General features: G+C 66.8%; 18 protein-coding genes and 1 pseudogene. 11 read left to right on the forward strand and 8 right to left on the reverse strand.

What is annotated here, in order from left to right:
• Positions 1-119: 119 nt before the first annotated feature.
• Positions 120-236 (forward strand): annotated as a pseudogene (locus WJ16_RS35590) (hypothetical protein); the annotation flags it as partial.
• A 418-nt stretch (positions 237-654) separates the two neighbouring features.
• Here the strand turns inward: WJ16_RS35590 and WJ16_RS35595 are convergent.
• From WJ16_RS35595 to WJ16_RS18695, 4 genes are all read right to left on the reverse strand, one after another.
• Positions 655-960 (reverse strand): hypothetical protein, encoded by a 306-nt coding sequence (locus WJ16_RS35595; RefSeq protein WP_226242727.1) that lies wholly within the window; start codon positions 958-960, stop codon positions 655-657.
• 122 nt (positions 961-1,082) lie between these two features.
• Positions 1,083-2,117, reverse strand: coding sequence for a hypothetical protein (locus WJ16_RS18685; protein ID WP_236858242.1), 1,035 nt, complete (start codon positions 2,115-2,117; stop codon positions 1,083-1,085).
• A gap of 53 nt (positions 2,118-2,170) precedes the next feature.
• Complete coding sequence (locus WJ16_RS18690) at positions 2,171-4,288, reverse strand: putative bifunctional diguanylate cyclase/phosphodiesterase (RefSeq protein WP_226243058.1); 2,118 nt, start codon at positions 4,286-4,288, stop codon at positions 2,171-2,173.
• A 557-nt stretch (positions 4,289-4,845) separates the two neighbouring features.
• Entirely contained in the window at positions 4,846-6,543 is a 1,698-nt protein-coding gene (locus WJ16_RS18695; protein WP_069258540.1) for a M4 family metallopeptidase, read from the reverse strand.
• A 632-nt stretch (positions 6,544-7,175) separates the two neighbouring features.
• Between WJ16_RS18695 and WJ16_RS18700 the strand changes: the two genes are divergently transcribed.
• Positions 7,176-7,706, forward strand: coding sequence for a P-loop NTPase family protein (locus tag WJ16_RS18700; RefSeq protein WP_069258541.1), 531 nt, complete (start codon positions 7,176-7,178; stop codon positions 7,704-7,706).
• Between the two features lie 22 nt (positions 7,707-7,728).
• Here WJ16_RS18700 and WJ16_RS18705 read toward each other — a convergent pair whose 3' ends face one another.
• Positions 7,729-8,136 (reverse strand): VOC family protein, encoded by a 408-nt coding sequence (locus WJ16_RS18705; RefSeq protein ID WP_208607005.1) that lies wholly within the window; start codon positions 8,134-8,136, stop codon positions 7,729-7,731.
• Here WJ16_RS18705 and WJ16_RS18710 point away from each other — a divergent pair.
• Positions 8,105-8,572 (forward strand): hypothetical protein, encoded by a 468-nt coding sequence (locus tag WJ16_RS18710; RefSeq protein WP_157126813.1) that lies wholly within the window; start codon positions 8,105-8,107, stop codon positions 8,570-8,572. The genes WJ16_RS18705 and WJ16_RS18710 overlap by 32 nt on opposite strands.
• On the opposite strand, the gene WJ16_RS18715 is transcribed toward WJ16_RS18710, so the two are convergent.
• Positions 8,560-12,915 (reverse strand): YadA-like family protein, encoded by a 4,356-nt coding sequence (locus WJ16_RS18715; protein ID WP_069258543.1) that lies wholly within the window; start codon positions 12,913-12,915, stop codon positions 8,560-8,562. The genes WJ16_RS18710 and WJ16_RS18715 overlap by 13 nt on opposite strands.
• A 1,130-nt stretch (positions 12,916-14,045) precedes the next feature.
• On the opposite strand from WJ16_RS18715, the gene WJ16_RS18720 reads away from it, so the two are divergent.
• Positions 14,046-14,855: a response regulator transcription factor gene (locus tag WJ16_RS18720; RefSeq protein WP_069258804.1), complete on the forward strand. Its 810-nt coding sequence runs from the start codon at positions 14,046-14,048 to the stop codon at positions 14,853-14,855.
• Between the two features lie 22 nt (positions 14,856-14,877).
• Here WJ16_RS18720 and WJ16_RS18725 read toward each other — a convergent pair whose 3' ends face one another.
• Complete coding sequence (locus WJ16_RS18725) at positions 14,878-17,046, reverse strand: TonB-dependent siderophore receptor (protein WP_069258544.1); 2,169 nt, start codon at positions 17,044-17,046, stop codon at positions 14,878-14,880.
• Positions 17,047-17,515: 469 nt separating this feature from the next.
• On the opposite strand from WJ16_RS18725, the gene WJ16_RS35325 reads away from it, so the two are divergent.
• Positions 17,516-17,686, forward strand: a complete 171-nt coding sequence (locus WJ16_RS35325) for a hypothetical protein (RefSeq protein WP_167375386.1) — start codon at positions 17,516-17,518, stop codon at positions 17,684-17,686.
• A 279-nt stretch (positions 17,687-17,965) separates the two neighbouring features.
• Here WJ16_RS35325 and WJ16_RS18730 read toward each other — a convergent pair whose 3' ends face one another.
• Entirely contained in the window at positions 17,966-18,991 is a 1,026-nt protein-coding gene (locus WJ16_RS18730) for an AraC family transcriptional regulator (protein ID WP_069258545.1), read from the reverse strand.
• Between the two features lie 352 nt (positions 18,992-19,343).
• On the opposite strand from WJ16_RS18730, the gene WJ16_RS18735 reads away from it, so the two are divergent.
• The 6 genes from WJ16_RS18735 to WJ16_RS18760 all read left to right on the forward strand — a co-directional run bounded on the left by WJ16_RS18735 (position 19,344) and on the right by WJ16_RS18760 (position 25,658).
• Positions 19,344-20,591: a dienelactone hydrolase family protein gene (locus tag WJ16_RS18735; protein ID WP_069258546.1), complete on the forward strand. Its 1,248-nt coding sequence runs from the start codon at positions 19,344-19,346 to the stop codon at positions 20,589-20,591.
• A gap of 40 nt (positions 20,592-20,631) precedes the next feature.
• Positions 20,632-21,420 carry an SDR family oxidoreductase gene (locus tag WJ16_RS18740; RefSeq protein WP_069258547.1) on the forward strand — a complete coding sequence of 263 codons (789 nt, stop codon included), beginning with the start codon at positions 20,632-20,634 and terminating at the stop codon, positions 21,418-21,420.
• Positions 21,421-21,487: 67 nt separating this feature from the next.
• Entirely contained in the window at positions 21,488-22,726 is a 1,239-nt protein-coding gene (locus WJ16_RS18745) for a styrene monooxygenase/indole monooxygenase family protein (protein WP_069258548.1), read from the forward strand.
• A gap of 5 nt (positions 22,727-22,731) precedes the next feature.
• Positions 22,732-23,259: a flavin reductase family protein gene (locus WJ16_RS34900; RefSeq protein WP_069258549.1), complete on the forward strand. Its 528-nt coding sequence runs from the start codon at positions 22,732-22,734 to the stop codon at positions 23,257-23,259.
• Positions 23,260-23,295: 36 nt separating this feature from the next.
• Positions 23,296-24,252 carry a SphA family protein gene (locus tag WJ16_RS18755; protein ID WP_069258805.1) on the forward strand — a complete coding sequence of 319 codons (957 nt, stop codon included), beginning with the start codon at positions 23,296-23,298 and terminating at the stop codon, positions 24,250-24,252.
• Between the two features lie 203 nt (positions 24,253-24,455).
• Positions 24,456-25,658, forward strand: coding sequence for a serine hydrolase domain-containing protein (locus WJ16_RS18760; RefSeq protein WP_226242745.1), 1,203 nt, complete (start codon positions 24,456-24,458; stop codon positions 25,656-25,658).
• Positions 25,659-25,665: the final 7 nt, after the last annotated feature.

Genomic DNA, 25,665 nt, shown 5'->3' on the forward strand with positions numbered 1-25,665 from the left:
ACCCTGCGAGAACGGCACGGGTACCCATCGGCACGTCCGCCCGCTTGAATACGTCCCGGCGTACGAGATAGGGCTGCGATCCACGGCTCATCGAGACGACCGGGCGCGCGAGCAGTTCATTGACATCCAGACCGGCTGACGCCGAGCCGGGCCTGCCGATCCAGCCCATTGCCTACGATTCGCCGATAGCGAAGCTGCTCGCTCACGGCCGTACACGTGACGAGGCCATCGCACGGATGCGAATCGCATTGGACGAGATCGTGATCGGCGGTGTCGACACGTCGGTACGGTGCGCCCCGCGTGTACGTGATGCTTCGCCGGGAAGGCTGGCGAGACAATCATTAACGCGTCGAGCGCGTGTATCGGGAACTGGCGGCGGTGGTGAACACAGGCTTGAAGCCTGTACATGCGGTGGAATGATGGGCGCGAGCGTTCGCACAAATGGAACGGTGCCGTCAAATACCGACAGCGCACCCGCGCATGACTGGTTTGGCGCCCGTCGTAAAGGTTCCCGCAGCAGAACCGGCCGCCGGCAAATCATTCACCGACGACGAGACGCACTCATCGCGCCGTCATGCGGCCGCCCTCCGGCGGCCGCGTTTCATGTCGATCGACACAGCGCGAACGGCCGGGCGGCGAGATCGAGCAAGCAGATTACCGCTGGCTGACCTTCACGCGCGGCAGCCACTCCGCCTCGGCGCCCTGCGTGCCTTTCAGGTGCGCGGGAACCGCGTCCTGCACGTGTGCATCGGAACGGCGGACTGCTTCGTTGTCGAGATGTCGGCCATCGAACGTCGACTGGCGACGGGTAATCATGTTGATGCGAAGACGTTTTGCCGCCATGGTCGGTATTCCTTGAAAATTCGACACCCCGCAGACTGGCGAAGTGCCATGGACATAGATGTACGCGAGAAAGATGTCGCTGCGATGACGCGGCGGGCGACGCGAATCCTTTGCCACCCTATCGCCGTGCAGCGCGGTGGCGCCGGCACGCCAGCAAGCAATCCTTCATGGACTTCAGGGAACCGTTCGAGTTCCGTGACACCGTCAACTTGACGAGCGGCGTCACGGTGCCACGACGCTCACGTACGCTCGAGTCGATACCCGTAGTTGTAGACGGTCGTGATCGCGAGCCCGTTCTTCGGCCTCGGCCCCAGGCTCGTGCGCAGCTTGCTCACGTAGGTGGCGAGCGTCGTGTCCGGGCGGCGCAGGCTCGCGTTGAGTTCGGCCACAAAGGTCGTGCGGTTCGGCAGGCCGGTGAGCGAATCGTGATGCGGGAGCTGCTGGATGCGCGCTTCCGCCTCGGCCTGCTGCGTGACGATCGACCACGACAGCATCGGGCCGATGTAGCCCCCTTCCGCATCGCGCACGGCCGAGACCTGGATGTCGAGCACTTCCGGCCCGAGCCGGACGCGGGCGCAATGCGGCAGGTTCGCCGGATCGGCGAGCAGGCGGCGCTGCTGCAGGCCCGGCGGGAAGAAGTCGATCGGCGCGCCGAGCGCCTCGTCCGCGCGGATCGGCAGCAGGTGCTCGATCGAGCGCAGCAGGTTGCGCGGGGTCGCGTTCAGGTAGTTGATGCGGAACGTCTGCGGGTCGGCCGTCATCACGGCCACCGGCATGTCGTCGATCATCCGCGCCAGCCGAGTCTGCGCGTGCTCGCGCAGACGCGATTCGGCCTGTGCGTCGACGGTGTTCAGGAAGCACCGGTCGTTGACCGAGATGACCGCGATCAGCGCCGCCGACACGCAGGCCATGTTGATCGCGGTGGCGACGAGCGTCGGCTCGTGCGTCGACAGGAAGAACGCGACCTGCGCCTTTTGCCACGCGTCGCCGTACGGAAACAGCAGCAGCGCCCACGTGGTGAACGTCGCCGCGATCGGGATCACCAGCCAGTTCGTGACCGTGAGCGTCATCGCGGCCGGCATCGCGACCGACAGCCACCACGGCGTGCTGCCCAGGTGCGTGACGGCGAGGCTCCAGGTGCTCGAGATGAGGATCTGGTACATCACCGGGAGCTGCCCGGCGAATACCCGGAATTGCGCCGCGAGCAGCGCCGGGTTGCGGGCCGGCGCGGCAATGCGCGCCAGTCTTGCGATCCGTGCGTAATGGGCTTTCATGTGAGCGTGCATGCTGCAACCCGCGTTCGGGTTGCCGTGGCCGGCGTCGGCGGCTAGCCGCGCGGGTCCGGTTCCGCGTCGGCGTCGACGGTCTCGACGGCTGCGGCGATCGTTCCGGACGCGGCAGCCGGCGCGCCGGCGCGGTTGCCCCCGGTCAGCGCGATCTGCCCGCTGCCGACGATCTCGCTCAAGGGGGCGGGCCGGCCGAGCAGGAAGCCCTGCGCTTCGTCGCAGCCCTCGTCGGCCAGCAGCGCGAGCTGGGCGCGTGTCTCGATGCCTTCGGCGAGGATCGGAATGCCCAGGCTCTTGCCGAGCGCGAGCACCGCGCGGATGATCGCGCGATCTTGCGGCCGGGCTTGCGCGTCCGCGACGAACGACTGGTCGAGCTTGATCCGGTCGAACGGGAACGAGCGCAGCGTGTCGAGCGACGAATAGCCGGTGCCGAAATCGTCGAGCGCGATGCTCACGCCCAGCGCCTTGATCTGCCGCAGCGTGTCCAGCGCGCGCTCGCGCCCGGCGAAGATCGTCGATTCGGTCAGCTCCAGCTGCAGTCGCGACGCCGGCAGGCGGGTGGTTTCCAGCACGTCCGCCACGAGCGTCGTCAGGTCCGCGTGCATGAACTGCACGGCCGACACGTTTACCGCGACCGCATAAGGCGGCTCCCACGCGGCCGCCCGCGCGCATGCCTCGCGCAGCACCCATTCGCCGATGTCCAGGATCATGCCGTTCTCCTCGGCGAGCGGAATGAACTCGGCGGGCGAAATCGGGCCGAGCGTCGCATGCTGCCAGCGCAGCAGCGCCTCGTAGCCGCGAATCTCGCCGGTCGCGAGCGACGTCTGCACCTGGTAGTGGATGCTCAACTGGTTGTCGGCCACCGCACGCCGCAGGTCGGCCGCAAGGCTGCGGCGCGCGCGGACGATCAGGTCCATCGCCGGCTCGTAGAAGCAGATCGACTGCGCGATGCTGCCCTTGGCGCGGTACATCGCGAGGTCCGCGTTGTTGATGAGGGCGGCCTTGGTGGCGGCGTCGTCCGGGTAGATCGCGACGCCGAAGCTCGCACCCGGCACGACCTCGTAGTCGTCCAGCCGCACCGGCTTGTAGAGCGCCGGCTCGAGCCGCTCGAGCAGCGCCATCACGCGCGTGTCGTCGTCCATCCGGCAGAGCGCCGCGAATTCGTCGCCGCCGACGCGGGCCACGAATTCGCCGTCGCCCAGCAGGTTCGCCATGCGCCGCGCGAGGATGCGCAATACCTCGTCGCCGGCATGGTGGCCGCGCAGATCGTTGATTTCCTTGAAGCGGTTCAGGTCGATGCCGATCAGTGCGAGCTTGGTGCCCTGCGCGTGCGCAAGCTCGATTTCGAGGTCCAGCCGCTCGTTGAAGCCGGCCCGGTTCGGCAGGCCGGTCAGCATGTCGCTCAGCGCCAGCCGGCGCAGGTGTTCGAGCGATTCGGCCCGCACGTTGCTGTCGATCAGGTAGCTCACGAGCCCGGTGCAGACGATCACGAGCGAGGTGCCCGCCACCGCCAGCGCAAGCGGACGCAGCGTGTTCATGTCGTCCCACGCGCCGTCGAGCGTCAGCGGCGTGATGCGCAGTGCGGACATCCCTGTGAAATGCAGCGCGAGGATCGCGAGCGACAGCACGCCGGCCATCTGGTTGACGGCGTGCGGCGACGGCCGCAGTGCGAGGTGCAGCGCGAGCGCCGCGAGGGTGAGCGACAGGAGCACCGACGCGATCAGGTAGCCGGGGTCCCACGACACGAAACCTTCAACCCGCCACGCGAGCATGCCGGTGTAGTGCATCAGCACGATCGCGATGCCGACGATCGCGCCGCCAAGCGCGGGCGCGGCCCTGACGGTGCGGCGGGTCGTGAGCGCGAAGCCGATCGTGCTGCCGCCGACCGCGATCAGCAGCGACACGAGCGTGAGCGGCAGGTCGAAGTGCACCGGCGCGCCGGCGTCGAAGCCGAGCATCGCGACGAAGTGCGTGCACCAGATCGCGACGCCGGCCGAGATGGCCGTCAGCACGAGCCAGCCGAGCCGCTGCGTGCCGGCGGTGCTCGCCGTGCGCTGGAACAGGCGTGCGGTGACCCACGAGCCGGTCCCGCACAACAGCGCCGCAAGCAGCACCAGCCAGTGATTGTGCCGATGAACGATGCACCCGAAAACTGTCACCAAAGCCTTACTTCCCTTTCCGTCGCATGGGTTGATGGCGGTCCTGAACGCAGCGCGGACGCAGGGGCGATGCCGCGTCGTTCGGGAGCGCCTTCGAGATATCGGCAGCGGATGAACAAACTGAACGCCGGGCGGCTGCGCGCAAACGATTGCACGGAAGATATTTTTTCGGGAGCAATGCCGGAACGACACGCGCGTCAGGTTGCGGTAGGCGGCCGGTGCAACCATTCCGTATCTCGATGTGGCGGCAGACGCCATCACGGCCGCTGCTATCGCGGCAGGCAGCCGCGTCGCCCGCGCTCATCCGGCTGACACGGCTCGCCCGAGAACGCGCTCGGCGCGTGTCGCAACGGATGGCCAATCGTGACGATCTCAGCCGGACAGACGGCAGATGCGACGAAAGCCAAATGTGCAAAGATCGACGGCCTGCAATCGCAGCCCGTCGATCTCCCTCCGTCCGCCGTTCGCCCGCGTGTGTCGCGTGGCTCCCGCATTGCTCCGATGCGGGCGCACCGCCACGCGCGCTTCAGGCGTTCAACCTACCGGCCCAGACTCGGTCAGTTCACCCCGACCGCACTCCATGCACGCGCGACGGTAGCGCTTTCCGCCGAGTTCGCGCCGTAAAGGTCCTTCGCCGCCTGGATCGATGCGCGACGTGCGTTCGGATAGCTGGAGTTGGCGTTCAGATACACGGTCAGCGTCCGGTACCAGATCTTGCCGGCCTTCTCGCGGCCCAGGCCGCTGAAGGTCGTGTCGCCGTTGCAGACCAGTTGCGCTTTCGTGAGCCCCGTATCGGTCGACGGCACCGTCGGGCCTTCGGCCAGCAGGTAGAACAGGCGGTTGCCGACGCCCGACGTGAAATGCGGATCATGGCGCGGATTCGACCACGAGAAGCCGCCGGACGGGTAACAGCTGAACGACCGGCCGTCGAGATCCTGCTTGTACATCTTGCGCAGGCCGCCGCTCACCACGCGCGCGCCGATCACGTAGTTGCCGGGATCGTTCGGGTTGTTGGCGTAATACTTCACGAGCGTGCCGAAAATGTCGGACGTCGACTCGTTCAGGCCGCCCGCGTCGCCCGAATAGTCCAGGTTCGCGGTGGCCTCGGTCACGCCGTGGCTCATCTCGTGTCCGGCGACGTCGACCGAAACGACCGGTTTCGGCAGACTGGTGCCGGGCTGGCCGTCGCCGTATACCATCACGCGCGACGACAGCCAGGCCGCATTCGCGCCGGTCGTGCCGCTGCCGGTATCGAATACGACGTGCGCATAGCTCTTCACGCCGCGGCCGTCGTTGAAGATGCCGTTGCGCCCGTGCGTGGTCTTGTAGTAGTCCCAAGTAAGCGCTAGACCATAATCGATGTCCGCGGCGACGGTCTGCCGGTCGGTGGTCGTGTTGTTGCCCCACACGTTCGTGCTGCTCGTGAAGATCGGCAGGTCGGTCGCGCGTTCGACGTCGTCCGAGGTCAGGCCGCGACCGTCGTAGACCGAGCCGGAGCCGCGGCTCGGATCGAGCATCCGGTATGCATTCGTGCCCGTCTGGTCCGTGGTGAGCGTCAGGTTGCCGTAGTACAGCGAGCGGCCGGTGCCCGTCGCCGCGGCGGTCTTGATCAGGTCCTGCGCGTCGAGCACGGTGCCGGTGCGCGCGTCGACGTAGTACAGCACCGCTTCGCCGTGCGTGTCGGTCGCCTTGCCGTAGACGCGCACCGCGTAGGCCAGCGTCGGCGTGACGTCGCGCGCGAACACGACGAGTTCCGCGTCATCGACACGGCGCACGTCCGAGCCGAAACGCGCGGCCGCGATACGCCGGACCCTGTCGGCGCCGATGTCGGGCGCATTGCGCACCACGGAGCGGTTGCCGACCTTGCCGATCGTGCCGGCGAGACGGATCGGCGCAAGCTGCGTCACGCTCGCCTGCTTCAACTGCCCGTTGCTCGAATGGACGACGACGTCGCCGCCGATCACGGGCAGGCCCGCGTGGAAGCGATCGAAACGCACGTGCTCGGTGCCGTCGGGATCGACGATCACGTCGCGTACCTGGAACTGATCGCCGTCCGTCGGCGCACTCGCCAGCGGCCCCGCGAATTTCAGCGTGCGTGCTGTGCCGCCAACGGCGAGACTGAAGGCGGACGGGTTCTGCTGGATCAGTTGCAGCGCCTTGTCGACCGTGGCCGACGGGTCGCCGGCCTGCGCAAAAGCACTGAGACTCGCGACGGTAATCGCGGTGATGGACAGCAGACGGGACAGTTTCTTCATGTAATCCCCCGGATTATGAATGGGTGATGTGCGAGGAATGCATCAAGGAGGAAAGACGTTTATCCAACACATGTCACGAACAGCAGAGGGATGCTAGAAGGTCAATTCGATTATTACAAGATATTTTCTGATAGGTTAATTTTAACTGTCGTCAATGTGAATCGAGTCATGATTTGGTGAGGAATTTGCAATGATCTCGTCGGTCGCGATGACGGTATCGACACTATTGCAGCGGTGAAATGTGTGCGGAGAACCCCGCGCGGCTTGGCTCTCAACGCGTGGCGCGGTTTCAACGGGGCGGACGACGTAATGCGGCGGCGAAGCGCCGGATACTACTTGCTTTATTAAATATTGATTTTGATTGTTGCCGTTCCGCGCGACTCAACGCAGCTTTTCAATACCGCATCCCTTCGGGATTTAAATGACGGAACCTTTGACTTCGTAGTAAAAGCATGACGCCCGACGCGCGAGAAAACGCTTTCTACGAATCTTTCATTCGACGCGTGCGACGCATCGTCCGGCACCTGCATGCAACGCCGCTACCGCAGTCGGAATGTTGGACCGAAAACGCTGCGCGGCATCGATGCATCAGGCAGAATACGCGGCTTCGTCATTCAACCGCGGGCAGCCCCATGCGCTTCGTCGTCGTTGGAACCAGCGGCGCGGGAAAATCCACTTTTTCCAGCGCACTGGCGGCAGCCGCCGGCTGCCCGTACATCGAACTGGATCGGCTCTACTGGGGCCCCGACTGGACTGCGGTGCCGCCGGAACAGTTCGAGCGCGCGGTGCGAGCCGCGACGGCCGGCGACCGGTGGGTCGCCGACGGCAACTACAGCGTCGTGCGCGACGTGCTCTGGTCGAGCGCCACGCACGTGATCTGGCTCAACTTCGGACGTCGAACGGTGTTCTCCCGGGTGCTCTGGCGCACGTTGAGCCGCGGGCTGATGCGCACCGAGCTCTCGCACGGAAACCGCGAGTCGCTGCGCATGGCATTCTCCCGTGAGTCCGTGCTGCTTTGGTCGTTCACCACGTTCGCGAAGAATCGCGTCAAATTCGCGAGCCTGCGCGACGACCCGAAATACGCGCATCTGCACTGGATCGAAATCACCCAACCGTCACGCACCCGCGCGGTCATCGACATGCTGACCCGCGCCGGCGGCTGAATGCGTCGCGACGGGTATCGGGTCAGTCGTCGAACGTGCCGCGATATTCCGGCGCGGCATCCGCGCGCGTGTTCAGCTCGAACATCACGCCGCCCGGCGCGCGGCAGAAGAAACGCGAACCGCGCCCGTTGTTGAAGACATCCGTGACCATCTCGACGCCCTCGCCGTTGAAGCGCTCGAACAGCGCGCGAACGGCATCGAGGCTCGGCAGTTCGAACCCGACGTGGAAATTCGTCGGCCATGCGGGCACTTCGTCGCCGGCGTGATCGATCACCACGTCGAAGCCTGCACGTTTGAGAATCCAGGATTGGTCCCAGTTCCCGGCGATCGTGAAGCCGAGATACCGCTCGAAGAACCGGGCCGTCGCCAGCGTGTCGGCCGACGGAAAGCTCAGGTGATTGAGTTTCATGGTTTGCGTGTTGGCAGTCATTGCGCGTCTCTGTCATGGGTTGATCGGCGGCGGCCCCACGCCGTTCCGCCAGACGCATGCAGAATACGAGCCGGGGCTCGCATTCGACAACTCGCATTGGACGCACGATTCGACGGCGCGCGAACCCGTGCGACACGGCGGCCCGCGGCGCGAATGTGATCGCCGCGGATTGCGCAACTCGCATTCGGTCGGGAATGGCGAGCACGACGACGACACGGCGAAACAGGCGATGCAAGACCCGACCGTCCGACGCGCGGCATCGGCTATCCGCTGCACCCCGCGCAGCCGCGTCGATCTTCGCGACGCACCCAATGCGAAGGCCCCGGGGTCGATGGACGCACCCCGGGCCACGGATCTCCGGCCGGTGCCGGGCGCACTACCGCTGCCCGGCACCACCGGTCGATCGATGCTGCGCGAACGACGTCAGAACTGGTAGCCGGCCCCCACCACCGCACCGAAGTCCGAACGCGTGTTGCCCGTGACCGACGCCTTGACGACCCAGCGGTTGCTTTCCGTCACGTACGAGTACCCGGCCGCGAAACCCTGCTGGCCGTGATAGTTCGACGTCGCCGCCGAGACCATCGAGCGGCCCGCGCCCGTCGGCTGCGGCAGGCCGGCCACCGCCATTGCCGATGCCACGCCGCCGTACATGTCTTTCTTCAGGTCGTTGAACGAGTTGTACACCTGGCCGATGCGCTGGTCGGTGTAGCCGTTCGCCTGATTCGTCGCGGCCGACAGGTTGTCGTTCAGTTGCTGCACGTTCACCGCGTCGGTCGGTGCGGTGCCGGCCGCGACGTTCGTGACCTGGCGTTCGCTACCCTTCGCGCCGACCGAGAACGAATTGTCGCGATCGGCGACAGAGCCCTGGCCGACCGCCACCGCGTTCTTGCCGGTCACGGTGGCCGTCGACCCGATGGCGCCCGCATCGGCGCGCGCGATCCACGTCGTGTTCGCATCGGTCGCCGCCGCGCGGATCTGGTCGTTCGCCGCGACGTTCTTCAGCGCCGAGTTGAACTGCCCCATGTTGACTGCGTCGTTGTCCTTCACGCCCGCCGCGACACCGGTCAGCACGCGGTCGCCTGCCGTGCCGGAGAAGTTCACGCTGGTGCCGCCCGAGTCCTTCCCGACCGTGATCGCAGCGTTCGGGTCCTGCTGCTGCACGAGGCCGGTCTTGCCGTTCGCGATGTCGGTCACATTCCCCTGCAGGTTCGTGATGTCGGTCGTGTTCTTCGCGACCTGCTGGTTGGTCGCGTAGAGCTGCGAGCCGTTCACCGCGTCCGTGCTGGTCGCGCTTAGCGCACCAGCCTGCACGTTCGTGATGCGCGTGCCACCGGCGCCGCCGAGCGTGATCGTGCTCTTCGAGCCGTCGTCGTACTGCACCGCGAGCGCGCCGAGCTGGTTGAGGCTCGACTGCACGCCCTTCAACTGCTTCACGTTGACCGCATCCGTATCGTCGGTGCCCGCGGCGACGTTCTTCAGCACGACGGCCGCGTTCGTGTCGCCGCCGATCAGCGACACCGAATTCAGTCGGTTGCCGTTCGCGTCGACGTCGTACTTGACGACGTTCTTCACGGCCTCGCCGGCCTGATTCGACACCTGCGTGATCTGCTGTTCGAGCGACGATTTCACGCCCGACAACTGGCCGCCGTTCACCGCATCCGTGCTGCCCGCGGCGACGTTGCCGTCGGCCACGTTGGTCAGCTTCGTCGGCGCACCGCCGCGCGCCGCGCTGTATGCGCCGAGCGTCGGGTCGAACTGCAGCGCGTCCTGCTTCAGCCCGGCGATCGCGGCCGTGTTGCCGGCGATGTTCGTTTCGGCATTGCCGATGCGCGTTTCGTGGTTCTCGAGCGTCGCCGTGTTGCTGCCGACGCGGCCGTCGAGGTTCGTGAGCGCGTCGCCGACGTTGTTGAACGAACCGCCGCCGACTTTATAGGCCGGCGCGTTGATCGAGCCGTCCGGATTTGCCGTCGCGCCGCCGCCCAGTGCGGCCGCCGTGCCGTCGATTGCGCGGCGCAGTTGCGCGCCGTTGACCGCATCCGTGCTGCCGGCCGCGACGCTGCCTTCCGCGACGTTGGTCAGATGCACGGGGCTCCCGCCGTTGCCCGCGCCGAGCGACACCTGCTTCTTGTTCGCATCGTCGTACTTCACGGCGAGCGCATCGAGCTGGCTCGTGCCGTTCTGAACCGCCGCGTTCAGCTGGTCGACGTTGACCGCATCGGTCCCGTTCTTGCCGGCCGCGACGTTGCCGATGCGTTGCGGGCCGTTGCCGCCGTGGCTTGCGTCGTAGGTGCCGAGGTTTGCGTTCCACTGAAGCGCGTCCTGCTGGAGCGCCGCGATGTTGCCCGTGTTCGTCGTCACCTGGTTGCCAAGCGTCGTCACGCTGTTGCCGACGTTCGTGATCGACTGGTTGAGCGTATCCGTGGCCTTGCCGAGCTGGCCGACGTTCACCGCGTCGCTCGCGGCAACGCCGTCCGCCACGTTGTGCAGGCCGACCGGCGACTGTGCGCCCTTGCCGCCGAGCGTCACGCCGCTGTGTGCGTCATCGTCGTACTGCACGGCGTTCTTCGTCGCGTTGCCGATCTGGTTGTTGATCGACGTGCTCAGATTGCCGAGCGTCGTGTTGATGTTGTCCGTCACGCTCGTGCTCAGCGACGACAGGCCCCCGTTCAGTTGCCCGACGTTCACTGCATCGGTGTTTGCAACCCCGGCTGCGACGTTGTGCAGCGTCGTGCCGTTCGTGCCCGCGAACGTCACCGAGTCGAATCCGCTCTGGCCGTCGTACTTCACGTTGCGCGCATCGGCTGCCTGCAGGTTGCTGATGTTGGTGGTCGCCGTGCTCAGCGATGCATTGATGCCGGTGACGTTACCCTGAAGGTTCGTGATGTTCGACGCTGCCGTCGAGATCGACGATTGCAGCGGTGCAACGCTGCCCTTCAACTGGCCGACGTTGACCGCATCGGTGTCGGCCACGCCGGCTGCGACGTTGCCGATGCGTTGCGGGCCATTGCCGCCGTGGCTCGCATCGTACGCACCGAGGGTGCCGTTCCACAGCAGCGCGTCCTGCTGGAGCGCCGCGATGTTGCCCGTGTTCGTCGTCACCTGGTTGCCGAGCGTCGTCACGCTGTTGCCGACGTTCGTGATCGACTGGTTCAACGTGTCGGTGGCCTTGCCGAGCTGGCCGACGTTCACCGCGTCGCTCGCGGCAACGCCGTCCGCCACGTTGTGCAGGCCGACCGGCGATTGTGCGCCCTTGCCGCCGAGCGTCACGCCGCTGTGCGCATCATCGTCGTACTGCACGGCGTTCTTCGTCGCGTTGCCGATCTGGTTGTTGATCGACGTGCTCAGGTTTCCGAGCGTCGTGTTGATGTTGTCCGTCACGCTCGTGCTCAGCGACGACAGGCCCCCGTTCAGTTGCCCGACGTTCACCGCGTCGGTGTTCGCGACACCGGCTGCGACGTTGCGCAGCGTCGTGCCGTTCGTGCCCGCGAACGTCACCGAGTCGAATCCGCTCTGGCCGTCGTACTTCACGTTGCGCGCGTCGGCTGCCTGCAGGTTGCTGATGTTGGTGGTTGCCGTGCTCAGCGATGCATTGATGCCGGTGACGTTAACCTGAAGGTTCGTGATGTTCGACGCTGCCGTCGAGATCGACGATTGCAGCGGTGCAACGCTGCCCTTCAGTTGACCGACGTTGACCGCGTCGGTGTCCGCCACGCCGGCCGCGACGCCGTTGATCGTCGTGCCGTTGCTGCCGTCGAGCGCGATCGCCGCATGCGAATCGTCGGTGTATTTCACGACGTTCTTCGTCGCGGTCACGATACTGGTGCTGAGGCTGTTGCCCACGCTGGTCACGCGCTGGTCGACGTTCGAGATCGAGGTCGACAGCGAATTGCCGACCGACGTCACGCGCGCGTCGACCGTGGCGATGCTCGTGCTGAGCGCGCCGTTCACGTTCTTCAGCTGCTGGACGTTGACGGCGTCCGTATCGGCCGCGCCCGCCGCGACGTTCTTGAGCTGGCGCTCCTTGCCGATCGCGCCGAACGACACCGCGCCGCCCACCGGCGCGGCCGTGCCGCCGAATACCGGCGTGCCGCCATTGTTCGCGCCGACGCTGCCCGAGCCGATCGCCACCTGGTTGTTGTCGTTCGTCTGCGCGCCTGCGCCGATCGCCACGGATTGCGTGCCGCCGGCGCGCGTCTGCGTGGCCGCGTCGTACGCGGCGCCGTTCGATACGCCGTCGCTCGACGTCGGGTTCGCGCCGCCGATCGCGACCGAACGATCGCCGCTCGCCAGCGCCGAGTGACCGAGCGCGATCGAGCTCGTGCCGTGCGCATCCGCGACGTTGCCGATCGCCATCGAGAAATCACCGACCGCGGCCGACTGGCGACCGACGGCGAGCGACGTATTGCCTTGCGCGACGGCTACCGTGCCGATCGCCGTGGCCGAGTTCGCGAGCGCCTGCGCGCCGACGCCGACGGCGATCGAGCCGCCGCTGCTAGTGCCGCTCTTGCTGCCCGCATTCGACTGGTCGCCGATCGCGATGCCGCTGGCGCCGGCCTTGGCGTTCGTCCCCATCGTCACGTTCGTCGTGCTGACCGCCGCGTAACTGCCGTTCCGGGTCGCGACGCACAGCGGGTTCGTCCCGTCGATGCACTGCCCGCTCAGCGCGTTGTCCGGGTTGCCGCGGTCGACGAAATTGTCCGCATGCGCGGCGCCCGCGATCAGGACCCCCGCCCCCGTGAACATCGCGGCGGCCAGCGCCGAAATCTGCTTCCTCTTCATGGTCTTCTGCTCCGTTTTGTAGCGTTTGGTTTGAATACGAACGACTTTTTTATTGAAGACTTCAGTTGCGATTGCGATTACGACTTCAGTGCGGAACCCGGCTCCGGCACCCGGCCGGGCGTGTCGCAGGCGACACGCATCGCCCGCCCGTCGCGACGGCGCGGCCGAAAACCCGGGCCTGCCGTACGTGTGACGGTCCGTTCCGTTCATTCAGGCAACACATTAGGAATGCATATTGTTTTATATGGGCGAACTCGCCCCTCGGATGAATCCGGAGATTCAATCCGTCGTTATGGACATTCCCGATTGGATGTCGCGCAGACCGCGACCAACCCCGTTTCTTTTATTTCATCCACGGCAATCGGAGTTTCGCTTGCACACGGCCGGCGCGCTCGTCGATCACGCATCAATTGATGCATCTGAACCGATTCGCACAACGTCCGTCACGCTCCGTATTGCCCTGCACTGCTCCGTGCAACCCCGCATTCAAAGTCCGACGAATTATGAGACACGATCTAAAATTATTGAAGGCGACATTCTTTATAGATTGTAAAATCCAATATATTCAATGAGTTGCATTAAATTTACGCATCTCGCAAACGTTTTCTCGTTACCGGAATCAATCCGGATGTTTTGCCTGACGGACAAATACTTTGCTGAAGCGGATGGAGAATAAATATCGACAAAAAATTCCGCCGAAAAATCCGGCGGCCTGTGCAATTGCACGCCGGGGCTCGCATGTAAATGGCGGAATGTGACAGGAATTGGCGTCCCGCGCGGCAAACGCAAATCGCGAGACATGCTGAACAATCACAAAGGCGGAATGATGTGAATAGAGTCCATGTGTCTGGCGGGAATCGAAATATCCCCCTACAATTCGGCTCGCATCGATATACGTCAGCCGCGCGCTTTCCGACGCGCGACGCCGCAACGTTGTGCGTCTTTACCGGATCAGTGATCAGAACAAGCGATGCCGGCCATTACGCTAACCGGTCGTCTGCCGCGGCGTTTGGCGAATCCGGATATCGATGCGCGTGTGCGTCGCCCCGGCGCGGCTTTCGCCGATTATTCCGAACCGGGCCGGCCACCCGCAGGCACGCAGCCAGCAGTCATTCCAGAACAGGTGCACGATGCATCATCCATCGACCTCCGCATTGGGCGACGTCCATCTCCTGATCGTCGACGATCAGGCCGACCAGCTTCGCTTGCTGATCGACATCCTGCGCGGCACGGGCTGCCGGATCAGCATTGCGTCCGACGGGCTGCAGGCGTGCCAGCGCGCGCAGGCGCTGATGCCCGACCTGATCCTGATGGATGTCCGCATGCCGCGCATGGACGGTTTCACCGCGTGCCGGCTGCTGGCCGCCGACCCGCTGACGAGCACGATTCCGGTCATCTTCCTGACCGTGGCCGGCGCGTTGCACGAACGTCTCGAAGGATTCGAAATCGGCTGCGTCGACTATGTGGTGAAGCCGTTCGAGCCGGCCGAAGTGCTCGCACGGATTCGCGTGCAGCTCGCGCGGGCCGGGCGCGATCGGCCTGCCGACGCACAAGGCCCGCTCGTGGCCGGCAAGGACGACGACATCATCGTGCGCGCGGCCATCCGCCACCTGGCGCGCACGCTGAACGATCCGCCGACGATGGAGCAGTTGGCGCGCGCGGTCGGCACGCATGAAAAGCGGCTGTCGCGCGCGTTTCGCGACAATCTCGGCCAGACGGTGTTCGAATATCTGCGCCACGAACGGTTGCGGATCGCGCAGGATCTGCTGGATTCGACGTCGCTCAGCATCGCCAGCATCGCGAAGGAAATCGGCTTCTCCACGCCTGCGAACTTCGCGACCGCTTTTCGCGAACGTTTCGGCGTCACGCCGACCGAATGGCGGCGCCAGCGCCACGCCGGCGAACGCGCCGCGCACCGCGAGCCGCAGCGCGACGCTTAGGACGCGTGCCGCGCATGAGCGCTCACCAGTTGTATTTCGCGCTGGCCAGCACGGTCCGCTCGTTGCCGAACACGCAGACGGCATACGACGTGCAGCCGCTGACATAGCGCCGGTCGAACAGGTTCGCGACGTTCAGCGCGAATCGCCAGTGCGGCATCTCGTAGTGCAGCGCCAGATCGATCAGCGTCACGCTCGGCACGGTCAGCGAATTGTCGGGCGCGCCGGCCGCCGCGCTCTGGTAGCGCACGCCGCCGCCGATCCCGAGGCCCGACAGCGCGCCCGCGCGCCAGGTCCAGTCGGCCCACATCGACGCCATCTGCCGCGGCAGCGGCACGGCCACCGGCCAGTGGTTCAGCGACGCGTCGTTCGCCTGCACGTTCTTCACGTCCTGATGCATGTACGACGCGACGACCGACAGTTCGCGCGTGATCTTGCCCACCGCGCTCAGTTCGATCCCGCGCGAGCGCACCTTGCCGGTCTGCACGGACGTCGTGCCGGTCGGATCGAGGTTCACCGGCGCCGGTGTCACGACGTTGGTCTGGTCGATCTGATAGACGGCCGCACTCAGCATCAGGTTGCGGCCAGGCGGCTGCCAGCGCAACCCGGCTTCCGTCTGCGTGCCGCGCGTCGGCTTCGGCACGCCGCCGCCCCACATCCTCACGCCGATGACGGGATCGAACGACGTCGAATAGCTCACGTACGGCGACAGTCCGGCGTCCCCCTGATACGTGAGCCCGACGCGCCCCGAGAACGCACTGACGTCCTGCCGCGCGTGCGTGCCGGCCGTCCGGTCGTCGAACCGCGCATTCACGAAATCCTCGCGGCCGCCGAGCGTCAGCGTCCAGCGTTTCCAGCGAATCTGGTCCTGCGTGTACACGCCGATCGTGTTCATCGCGGTGTACTGGTCGACGTGGCCGAGCGACGTCGGCCCCGAGAAAATCGCGGCCGTGACGGGCCGGTAGACCGGGTGATACAGGTTGAGCGACGGCGCCAGCGCGAGCCACACGCTGTTGGTCGTGGTCTGCCGGTCGTATTGCACGCCGAGCAGCAGCGTATGTTCGAGCGACCCCGTGCCGAAGCGCGCCTGTGCGCGGTTGTCGACGTCGAGCCGGCTGTAGTTGAGCTGGAACAGCCCCGCGACACGCATCATGTCGGTGGTGCTGCGCGGCGCGAGGCCGTTGCCGAACACGGTCGCGTCGTCGAGCGACAGGTGCGACCAGCGCACGTCCTGATGCAGCGACCAGATCGCGTTCACGCGGTGGTCCAGCGCGTAGCCGAGCGACCACTGCTTCTTGCGGTAATCGTTGAACCCGGGAGCGCCCATGTAGACGTCCTGCGACACGCGGCCGTTCGGGTTCGGCAACACCGTGCCCGACGCGGGCAGGAAGTTCGACGAAATATCGCCGCTGTCCTGCAGGAACGTCGCCGAGAGCGTCAGCGACGTGTCGGCGTTCGGCCGCCAGCGGAACGACGGCGCCAGCGCGACGCGCCGGTCGCCGTTGGGGCCGGTCACCGCATTGCCGTCGCGCGCCACGCCGACGAAGCGATACGCGTAGCGGCCGTCCGGGTCGAGCGCATCGCCGACGTCGATCATGAACTGCTTGCGCGCGTCGTTGCCGAGCTGCACGCCCGCTTCGCGCACGCGCTCGCCGTCGGCGAGCTTCGTGTGCGCGTCGACGATCGCGCCGGGCTCTCCCGCGCCGTACAGCACCGACGTCGGCCCGCGCAGCACCGCGATCGAGTCGATCGTATACGGGTCGACGCGCCAGTTCGCGATGACGGCCGTATTCGGCGCGGCCACGCCGTCGACGTACAGCGTGGGCGTAAAGCCGCGCAGCGCCGCATACCAGTCGGTGCGGCTGTCGGCGCCGAACGTCGCGAATCCCGGCACGTAGCGCAGCGCCTGGTTCAGATCGGTCGCGCCGGTCGTCTCGATCTGCTGCGCGGTCACGAGATTGACCGTTTGCGGGATGTCGGCGACCGGCGTGTCGGTCTTCGTGCCGGCCCGCGTGCGCAGCCCGACGAGCCCGCTCGACGCGCCGTCGGCGTTGACCGTCACGTCGATGGCCGGCAGCACGGCCGCTGCCGCATCCGCTGCCTGCGCGTGCGCGCCGCCCGTTGCCGCGACGTACAACGCCCCTCCTGCGGCGATCGCCTTCGCGTGTCGCGCCGCACCCGTCCCCGTTACCATCGTTCGTTGCTCCGTCGTGCTGGTGGCCGATTCGGCCCGACCGCGGCGTGACGCATCGTCGGCGTCCGCCCTGTGTTTTCATCCCGGCGATGCGGGTTGCGCGCGAGCCGGCATGCAGTGATCCATGGCGTCGTTCGCGAGCGCAGCGATGATACCGGGCGCCCATGGCGCGGTGTTTAAAAAAAACAAACCTCGGAGGGACGCGGTGAGGCGACGGCCGACGGATTCGACGCGACGGTCATGCCGGCTCGACCCGTCCCGCGCAGCGGGCACACAGCTTGCGCGTCGCCTTGACGCGCAAAACAGCCGAGGCCGGGCACGCAACATGCTCGACGAGCGTGCCCCGCGTCGCGCCCGGGGCATGGCTCGCACGCCCGTCCGAACCGGGGCCGTCAGATCGCCGCGGGCGCGGTAACTTTTGCTCGTCCAGCCGCCCGCCCGCGGGCCACCAATACAAAGGAGAAAGGCGATGACCCTGCTTATCTACCTGGTCGGATGGATCATTTTCATCGGCGGCGTCGCGTGGGGATTGATGACGCTGCACGTCTCGCAACACGTAATCGAGATCGTGGCGGTCATCCTGTTGGGCATCGCGGTCATTACCGGGGCGACGCGGGCGCGCAATCGAGACCGGTCGTAATGCGACGCGGGTGCCGCGATCGCGTACGCATCGGCATCGGTGCGACCGGTCGGTCTTTGCGCCCGTCCACTGTCGGCGCGACACAACCGGGCACAACGCGGAACGACTTGGCCTGAGTGACACGCATGGCGATCCGGCGCGCGTCGTCGCGCCGCCACAGGAGCGAATACTCGGCACAAGCACACGCCAACACAACCTGGTCCGGTTCCCCGATCTAGCGTGTGCGGTACAAACACCAGCGGTGCAGCCCACCGGCGAACAATGCCGCCGACGCCTGCGTCAACCGCGCATGCGCCGCATCCTGAGCGTCGCCGACGGCGATTCGCCGAACGCGCGCTTGTACTCGATCGCGAACCGCCCGAGGTGCGCGAAGCCCCATTTCAACGCGATGTCCGTCACCGATGCACGCACCGGCGTCGCGTCGGCCAGCAGTTCCTCGCGCACACGTTGCAGCCGCAACTGACGTACGAAGCCCATCGGCGTGATCCCGTGGCGATGACGAAAGCCGGCGAACAGCGTGCTCGGGCTGACGCCGGCCAGTTCGGCGAGCCGTTCGATCGTCAGCGGCTCGTCGAGATGCGCGCGGATGTAGTCCTCCACGCGCCGCACGTAGAACGGCGCGAGCGCCACCGGCAGGTGCCGCGCGCCGTTGCGCGCGCTGTTCGGGTGGCCGTGCAGCAGCAGGTTGAGCAGCGTCGATTCGAGTTGCTCGAACGCGAGCGGGTGACGCAGCGGATGCGCATCCGTCACGATCGCGCCGGCGAGGATCGGCAGCATCTGCGCGAGACACGTCCCCTGCGGCGACGACAGGCTGAATTCCGGCTCGAATTCGACCGGTGCGCGCCGGTCGTCGCCGAAATGCCGCTGCGCGTGGCGCTCCATCACTTCGCGCTCGATGCGCACGATCACTTGCGGGCATGCGTCGCCCCAGCGCATCTTCAGCGGCAGCGTCGGCGAGAGCAGCGACGCGGTGCCCGGCGACGACACGAAACGCGCGGACCCGCACTCGATCTCCGCATCGCCGCGCAGCGGAATCTGCAACAGGAAGAAATGCTCCAGCGGCCCGGGCTCGATGCCGACCCCGCCGCCATAATCGAGCAGGTTCAACGACAGGTTGCCCCAGCGCGCATGATGCATGCAGCTTTGCAGCGCGCGCGACGCGCCGGTCGGCGTGAGCCGGTGCGGCTTGAACACGTCGGCGACGCGCGCGCGCACCTCGTCGACGTCGTTCGACTGCAGCAGCAGGTTGTCGTGATTGAAACAGGCGGCGTCGGCCAGCCAGCCCGTTTCGGAAAATTGCGCCATCGATGATCTCCCGTCATGCTCGATTGCACGCGCGCCGTGCATGCATTCCCGCGATCGGGGCATGCGCCGCACGATCCGGATAGCGCCCGCCGTATCCGGACAGTCCGGCCGCCGGCACGCGCCAGTCCCGCGCAAACGATGCAAGAAGCGGACCGTTCGCGCATCGTAGAAAACTGTACCGGCATTCCGCATCCGCACATACCCGCAGTCGGCCGCGCGCCTGCCCGCGCGCGGCGGCCGGTGCAGCAGGTTTCCGGAATTCGCGGATACCGGCCGAAGAAAGCGGATAGAAACGCCCGTTTCGTCCGCCAATACTGGGCCCGTCGCAGCAATGAAACGAATGGAGGGACACATGAAAGGACGTCACATCGAGATTCCGTCTGCGGACGGCGGCGCGTTTCGCGCGTACCTGAGCACGCCGGCCGCCGGCAAGGGGCCCGGCATCGTGCTGTGCCACGAGATCTTCGGCGCGAACGCGACGATGCGCGAGGCCGCCGACTACTACGCGGAAGAAGGCTATACGGTGCTCGTGCCCGACCTGTTCTGGCGCCAGGCGCCGGGGATCGAACTCGGGTACGCCGGCGCCGACGCCGAGCGCGCGATGGCCCTTTACCGCGAATTCGACGAGAACCGGGGCGTCGACGACATCGGCGCCGCGCTGGACGCGCTCCGGCAGCGGCCGGAATGCACGGGCGACGCCGGCGTGCTCGGCTACTGCCTCGGCGGCAAGCTCGCGTATCTCGCCGCGTGCCGGCTGCCGGACGTGGCCGCCGCGGTCAGCTACTACGGCGTGGGCATCGAACAGGCGCTCGACGAAGCCGCGCACCTGCGCGGCCGGCTCGTGCTGCAGATTGCCGGGCAGGACCGCTTCTGCCCGCCCGATGCGCAGCAGCGCATTGCCCGCGCGCTCGCCGGGCGCGACGGCGTCGAGGTGTACGTGTATCCGGGCGTCGATCACGCGTTCGCGCGCGTCGGCGGCGATCATTTCGACCAGGCCGCCGCGCTGATGGCCCACCAGCGCGCGATCGCCGCGTTCCGTGCCGCGCTCGGCCCGCACTACGATCTGTCCACACTGTGGGAAGCGCATCTGACGCACGAATTCGACACGCGCAACGTCGACGCAACGATGGCGACGATGGTTGCCGAACCGTACGTGAACCATATTCCGACGCTGACGGGCGGCGTCGGTCACGACGAGCTCAAGCGCTTCTACACGCATCACTTCGTGCATGCGAATCCGCCCGACACGACGATCACGCCGATCTCGCGCACGGTCGGCGCGAGCCAGATCGTCGACGAGCTGCTGTTCTGCTTCACGCACACCACCGAGATCGACTGGATGCTGCCGGGCGTCGCGCCGACCGGCAAGCGTGTCGAGATTCCGCTCGTCGCGATCGTCAAGTTTCGCGGCGACAAGCTCTATCACGAGCACATCTACTGGGATCAGGCGAGCGTGCTCGTGCAGATCGGCGTGCTCGATCCGGCGGGCCTGCCGGTCGCGGGCGTCGAAACGGCCCGCAAGCTGCTCGACGTCACCGTGCCGTCGAACGGCCTGATGCGCCGCTGGCAGGACAGCGAACCGTCGCCGGGTGCGCAGTGACGCACGCCTTTCTTCACCCCATGATTGACGGAGAGATGCCATGACTGCCCTTGCTGGCAAAGTCGCGATCGTCACCGGCGGCGCCACGCTGATCGGCGCCGCGGTCGCGCAGGACCTGAGCCGCGCCGGTGCGCGCGTCGCGATCCTCGATCTCGATGCGGACAACGGCGCGCGCGTGGCCGCATCGCTCGGCGAGGCGGCGATGTTCGTCGCGCTCGACATCACCGACGATCGTGCGATCGAGCGCGCGGTATCGGCCATCGTCGAACGGTTCGGCGCGATCGACGTGCTCGTCAACCTCGCGTGCAGCTACGTCGACAACGGCATCCACGCGACCCGCAACGACTGGCTGGCCGCGATGGACGTGAACGTCGTGTCGGCGGCGATGCTCGCGAAGGCCGTGCATCCGCACATGATCCGGCGCGGCGGCGGCGCGATCGTGAATTTCAGCTCGATCTCGGCGCAGTGCGCGCAAACCGGCCGCTGGCTGTACCCGACGTCCAAGGCGGCGATCCGCCAGCTCACGCGCAGCATGGCGATGGATCTCGCGCCCGACCGCATCCGCGTGAACTCGGTGTCGCCGGGATGGACGTGGTCGCGCTTGATGGACGAGATGACGCACGGCGACCGCGCGAAAACCGACCGCGTCGCCGCGCCGTTCCACCTGCTCGGCCGGGTCGGCGATCCGTCGGAGGTCGCGCAGGTCGTCACGTTCCTGTGCAGCGACGCGGCGAGCTTCGTGACGGGCGCCGACTACGCGGTGGACGGCGGCTATGCCGCGATGGGCCCCGAACAGGCGGTGCCGGCCATTACGCGCCTCGCGGAGTGAGCGCCGCCCGCCGCCGTTTTCCGCAACCCTTCTTCCGGCCGGCCTCCGGCCAGCCAAGGACATTCCCATGAGACGCATCGCCATCGTCGGCGCCGGCCAGTCCGGCCTGCAACTCGCCTTCGCCCTGCTCGACCAGGGCTACCACGTCACGCTCGCGACCAACCGAGACGCCGAACAGATCCGCACCGGCAAGGTCATGTCGAGCCAGTGCATGTTCCACACGTCGTTGCAGATCGAGCGCGACCTCGGCCTGAACACCTGGGAGGAAGCGTGTCCGTCCGTCGACGGGATCGGCATCGCGGTGCCGCATCCGGACGGCAACGGCCGCAAGATCATCGACTGGTCGTCGCGGCTGACCCGCTATGCGCAGTCGGTCGACCAGCGCGTGAAGATGGCCGACTGGCTCGACGGCGTGCGGCGCCGCGGCGCGGACGTGCGCATCGGCGACGTCGGCGTACCCGAGCTCGAGGAACTGGCGCGCAGCCACGACCTCGTGCTGCTCGCGGCCGGCAAGGGCGAGATCGTCGGCCTGCTCGGCCGCGACGACGCGCGCAGCGCGTTCGACCGCCCGCAACGCGCGCTGGCGCTCACCTACGTGAAAGGGATGACGCCGAGCGAGCCGTATTCGCGCGTGCGCTTCAACCTGCTGCCCGGCATCGGCGAGTATTTCGTGTTTCCCGCGCTGACCACGACGGGCCCGTGCGAAATCATGGTGTTCGAAGGCATTCCGGGCGGCCCGCTCGACTGCTGGGCCGACGTGAAGACGCCCGAGCAGCATCTGGACCGCAGCCTGTCGTTCCTGCGGCACTACGTGCCGTGGGAATTCGAGCGGTGCCGCGACGTCGAACTGACCGATCCGAACGGCACGCTGGCCGGGCGCTTCGCGCCGACGGTACGCAAGCCGTTCTTCCGGCTGCCTTCCGGCCGCACGGTGTTCGGGATGGCCGACGCGGTGGTGGTCAACGATCCGATCACCGGCCAGGGTTCGAACAACGCGGCCAAATGCGCGCGCGCGTATTTCGATGCGATCGTCGCGCGCGATGCCGCACCGTTCGGCGAAGACTGGATGCAGCAGACGTTCGAAGGCTACTGGGCCTATGCGCAGCACGTCGTGCGCTGGACCAACTCGCTGCTCACGCCGCCGCCGCCGCACGTCCTCGAGTTGCTCGGCGCGGCCGGCCAGCTCCCGTCGCTCGCGAAGGAAATCGTCGACGGCTTCGACGATCCGCGCCGGTTCGCGCCGTGGTGGTTCGAGCCGTCGGCCTGCGCGGCGATGATCCGCGAACACGGCGCGCGGGCGGCGTGAGCGACATGGATACGACCGCTACCGATCGCCCGGCCCTCGACCCGATGCAGCTGCGCGCCGCGTTCGGGCAATTTCCAACCGGCGTGACCGTGATCACCACGTGCGCGGCCGACGGCCGCAAGGTGGGGCTCACCGCGAATTCGTTCTCGTCGCTGTCGCTCGATCCGCCTCTCGTGCTGTGGAGTCTTCGCAAGGTCGCGCCGAGCCGCCCGGATTTCGTCGCGGCCACGCACTTCGCGATCAACATCCTCGCGCACGACCAGATCGACCTGTCGCGCCGCTTCGCGACACCCCGCGCCGACAAGTTCGACGGCGTGCCGCACGCGGATTCGGCGGCCGGCGGCGTGCCCTGCCTCGACGGCGCGAGCGCGCGCTTCGTGTGTCGCAACGTCGGCCATTACGAAGGCGGCGATCATCTGCTCTTCATCGGCCAGATCGAACAGTTCGACGCGTTCGGCAAGGCGCCGCTCGTGTTTCATGCCGGCCAGTATCGCGCGATCGCCGATCATCCCGATCTTTCACGCACCATTTGATTAGTTATACCAATGAATAAACTGGAGGTGGTGAACATGAAATCAGGCGCTCGCCTGCTCGTCGTCGCAGGTTTCGTCGCGGCCGGCATGGCCGCAAGCGCGCCGGCCGGCGCGACCGACCTGCCCGCGGTCAACCTCGGCATGACCAGCTTCCTCGACGGGATGCCGCCGGCCGGCGCCGGCTGGTACGGCACGCAGTACCTGCAGTACTACACGGCCGGCCGCGTGAACGACAACGCGGGCAACAGGGTCGGGCTGCCGAAGCAGGACGTCGACCTGTTCGCGGGATTGAGCCAGCTCGTCTACCAGTCGCCGCTGACGTTCGCCGGCATGCATCCGGGCCTCGACGTGATCGTGCCGTGGATCGGGTCCGCGCGGACCGACGACGGCATCGGCAACGTCGCGCTGAATGCGCGTGCCGGCTTCGGCGACCTGCTGATCGGCCCGTTCATCCAGTTCGACCCGGTGATGGGCGCGCAGGGCCCGCGCTTCGCGCAGCGCGTCGAATTCCAGTTCGTCGCGCCGACCGGCGCGTACGATCCTGCGCGCGCGATCAATCCGGGCAGCCATTTCTGGTCGTTCGACCCGTACTGGGCGGCCACGCTGTGGCTCACGCCCCGCTGGACCGTGTCGTGGCGCCTGCACTATCTGTGGAACGCGATCAACCACGAGCCGGCCACGTCGCTCGGCCCGGACGTGACGTCGACGCAGGCCGGCCAGGCGATCCACGCGAACTTCGCGACCGAGTACGAAGTGCGCCCCGGCCTGCGGCTCGGGCTGAACGGCTACTGGCTGCGCCAGACCACCGACATGAAGCAGAACGGGCAGGACGTGCCGGGCACGCGGGAAGCCGTGTTCGCGATCGGGCCGGGGGCGATGTACAGCTTCTCGCCGCACGATCATCTGATGTTCAACGCGTACTTCGAGACTTATGCACGCAACCGGCCGCAGGGCACGCGGATGGTGCTGCGCTACGTGCATCACTTCCAGTGACGGCGGCGAGTTCGACCGGGCAAACGGGCCGGCACGCTGTCTCGTCCGACGAATCATGCAGGCTGCCGGCGCCCGTGCGCCTGTCCTATAGTTCTGGAGAAGACAACGCAGGCCATACGTCCCGTCCACGGAGGTACCGCGCAATGGCTCCGTCAGCCCCCTCCCGGTTCTTGTCGCACGTCTCGCGGCGGCTGGTGCACGGCGTGGTTGCCGTCGCACCGGCCGTGGTCATCGGCCTCGCCGTGTCCGCTTGCGGCGGCGACAGTTCGCCGACCTCGGGCACGCCCGCGTTCGCGGATGCAGCGCGTCCGCAGATCAACGCGCTGCTCGCCGATACGCTGACGCCCGGCGCGGTCGTCTATGTGCAATCGCCGCAAGGCACCTGGCTCGAATCGTTCGGTACGGCCGTGCGAGGCACGAACACGCCGATCCCGACGAATGCGCATTTTCGCGTCGGCAGCGTGACGAAGACGTGGACCGGCACCGTGATCCTGCAGCTCGTGCAGGAAGGCCGGCTGAGCCTCGGCGACACCGTCGGCAAGTTCGTCGCGAACGTGCCGAACGGCAATACGATCACGATCGAGCAGTTGCTGACCATGCGCAGCGGCCTCTACAACTATTCGACGAATCTCGCGTTCAACCAGACGCTCGATGCGCAACCGGGCAAGGTGTGGACCCCGTCGGCGTTGCTCGAGATCGCCGAAGGCCAGCCGGTCTATTTCGCGCCCGGCGCGGGTTTTCGCTACTCGAATACGAACACGGTGCTGCTCGGGCTCATCATCGAGCAACTGACCGGCACGAGCGCGGCCGATGCGATGAACGCGCGGCTCTTTGCGCCGCTCGGCCTCGCCCATACCGCGCTCCCGCCGCAGCAGGACACGTCGCTGCCGGCACCGGCGCCGCAGGGCTATCAATGGGGCACCAATGCCGAGACGACCGACAGCGACGCGCTGTCGCCCCAACGACAGGCCGACGCGAAAAACGGCACGCTGCAACCGACCAACGTGACCGGCGCGAATACGTCGTGGGCATGGACGGCCGGCTCCGGTATGTCGACCATCACGGAACTGGCCGCGTACGTGCAGCGGATGGTCGGCGGCGGCTACCTGAACGCCGACCTGCAGGCGCAGCGGCTCGCCAGTTGCACGCCGGTCGACCCGACCGACCCGATGTCGGCGAGTTACTGCATGGGCCTCGCCAAATTCGGCACGTTCTACGGACATACCGGCGAGATACCGGGCTTCAACACGTTCATGGGCTACGACCCGCTCACCCGGACGACGATCGTCACGTGGGCGAACACGGCTGCCGCGCCCGACGGACGCGCGCCGGCCAACGAAATCGCACGGATCATCATGGGCGAGCTCGGCAAGGCGCCCGACGTGCCGGACGAAGGGCGGCCCTGACGGGCGG

This window comes from Burkholderia metallica (genome assembly GCF_001718555.1).
Classification (GTDB): domain Bacteria; phylum Pseudomonadota; class Gammaproteobacteria; order Burkholderiales; family Burkholderiaceae; genus Burkholderia; species Burkholderia metallica.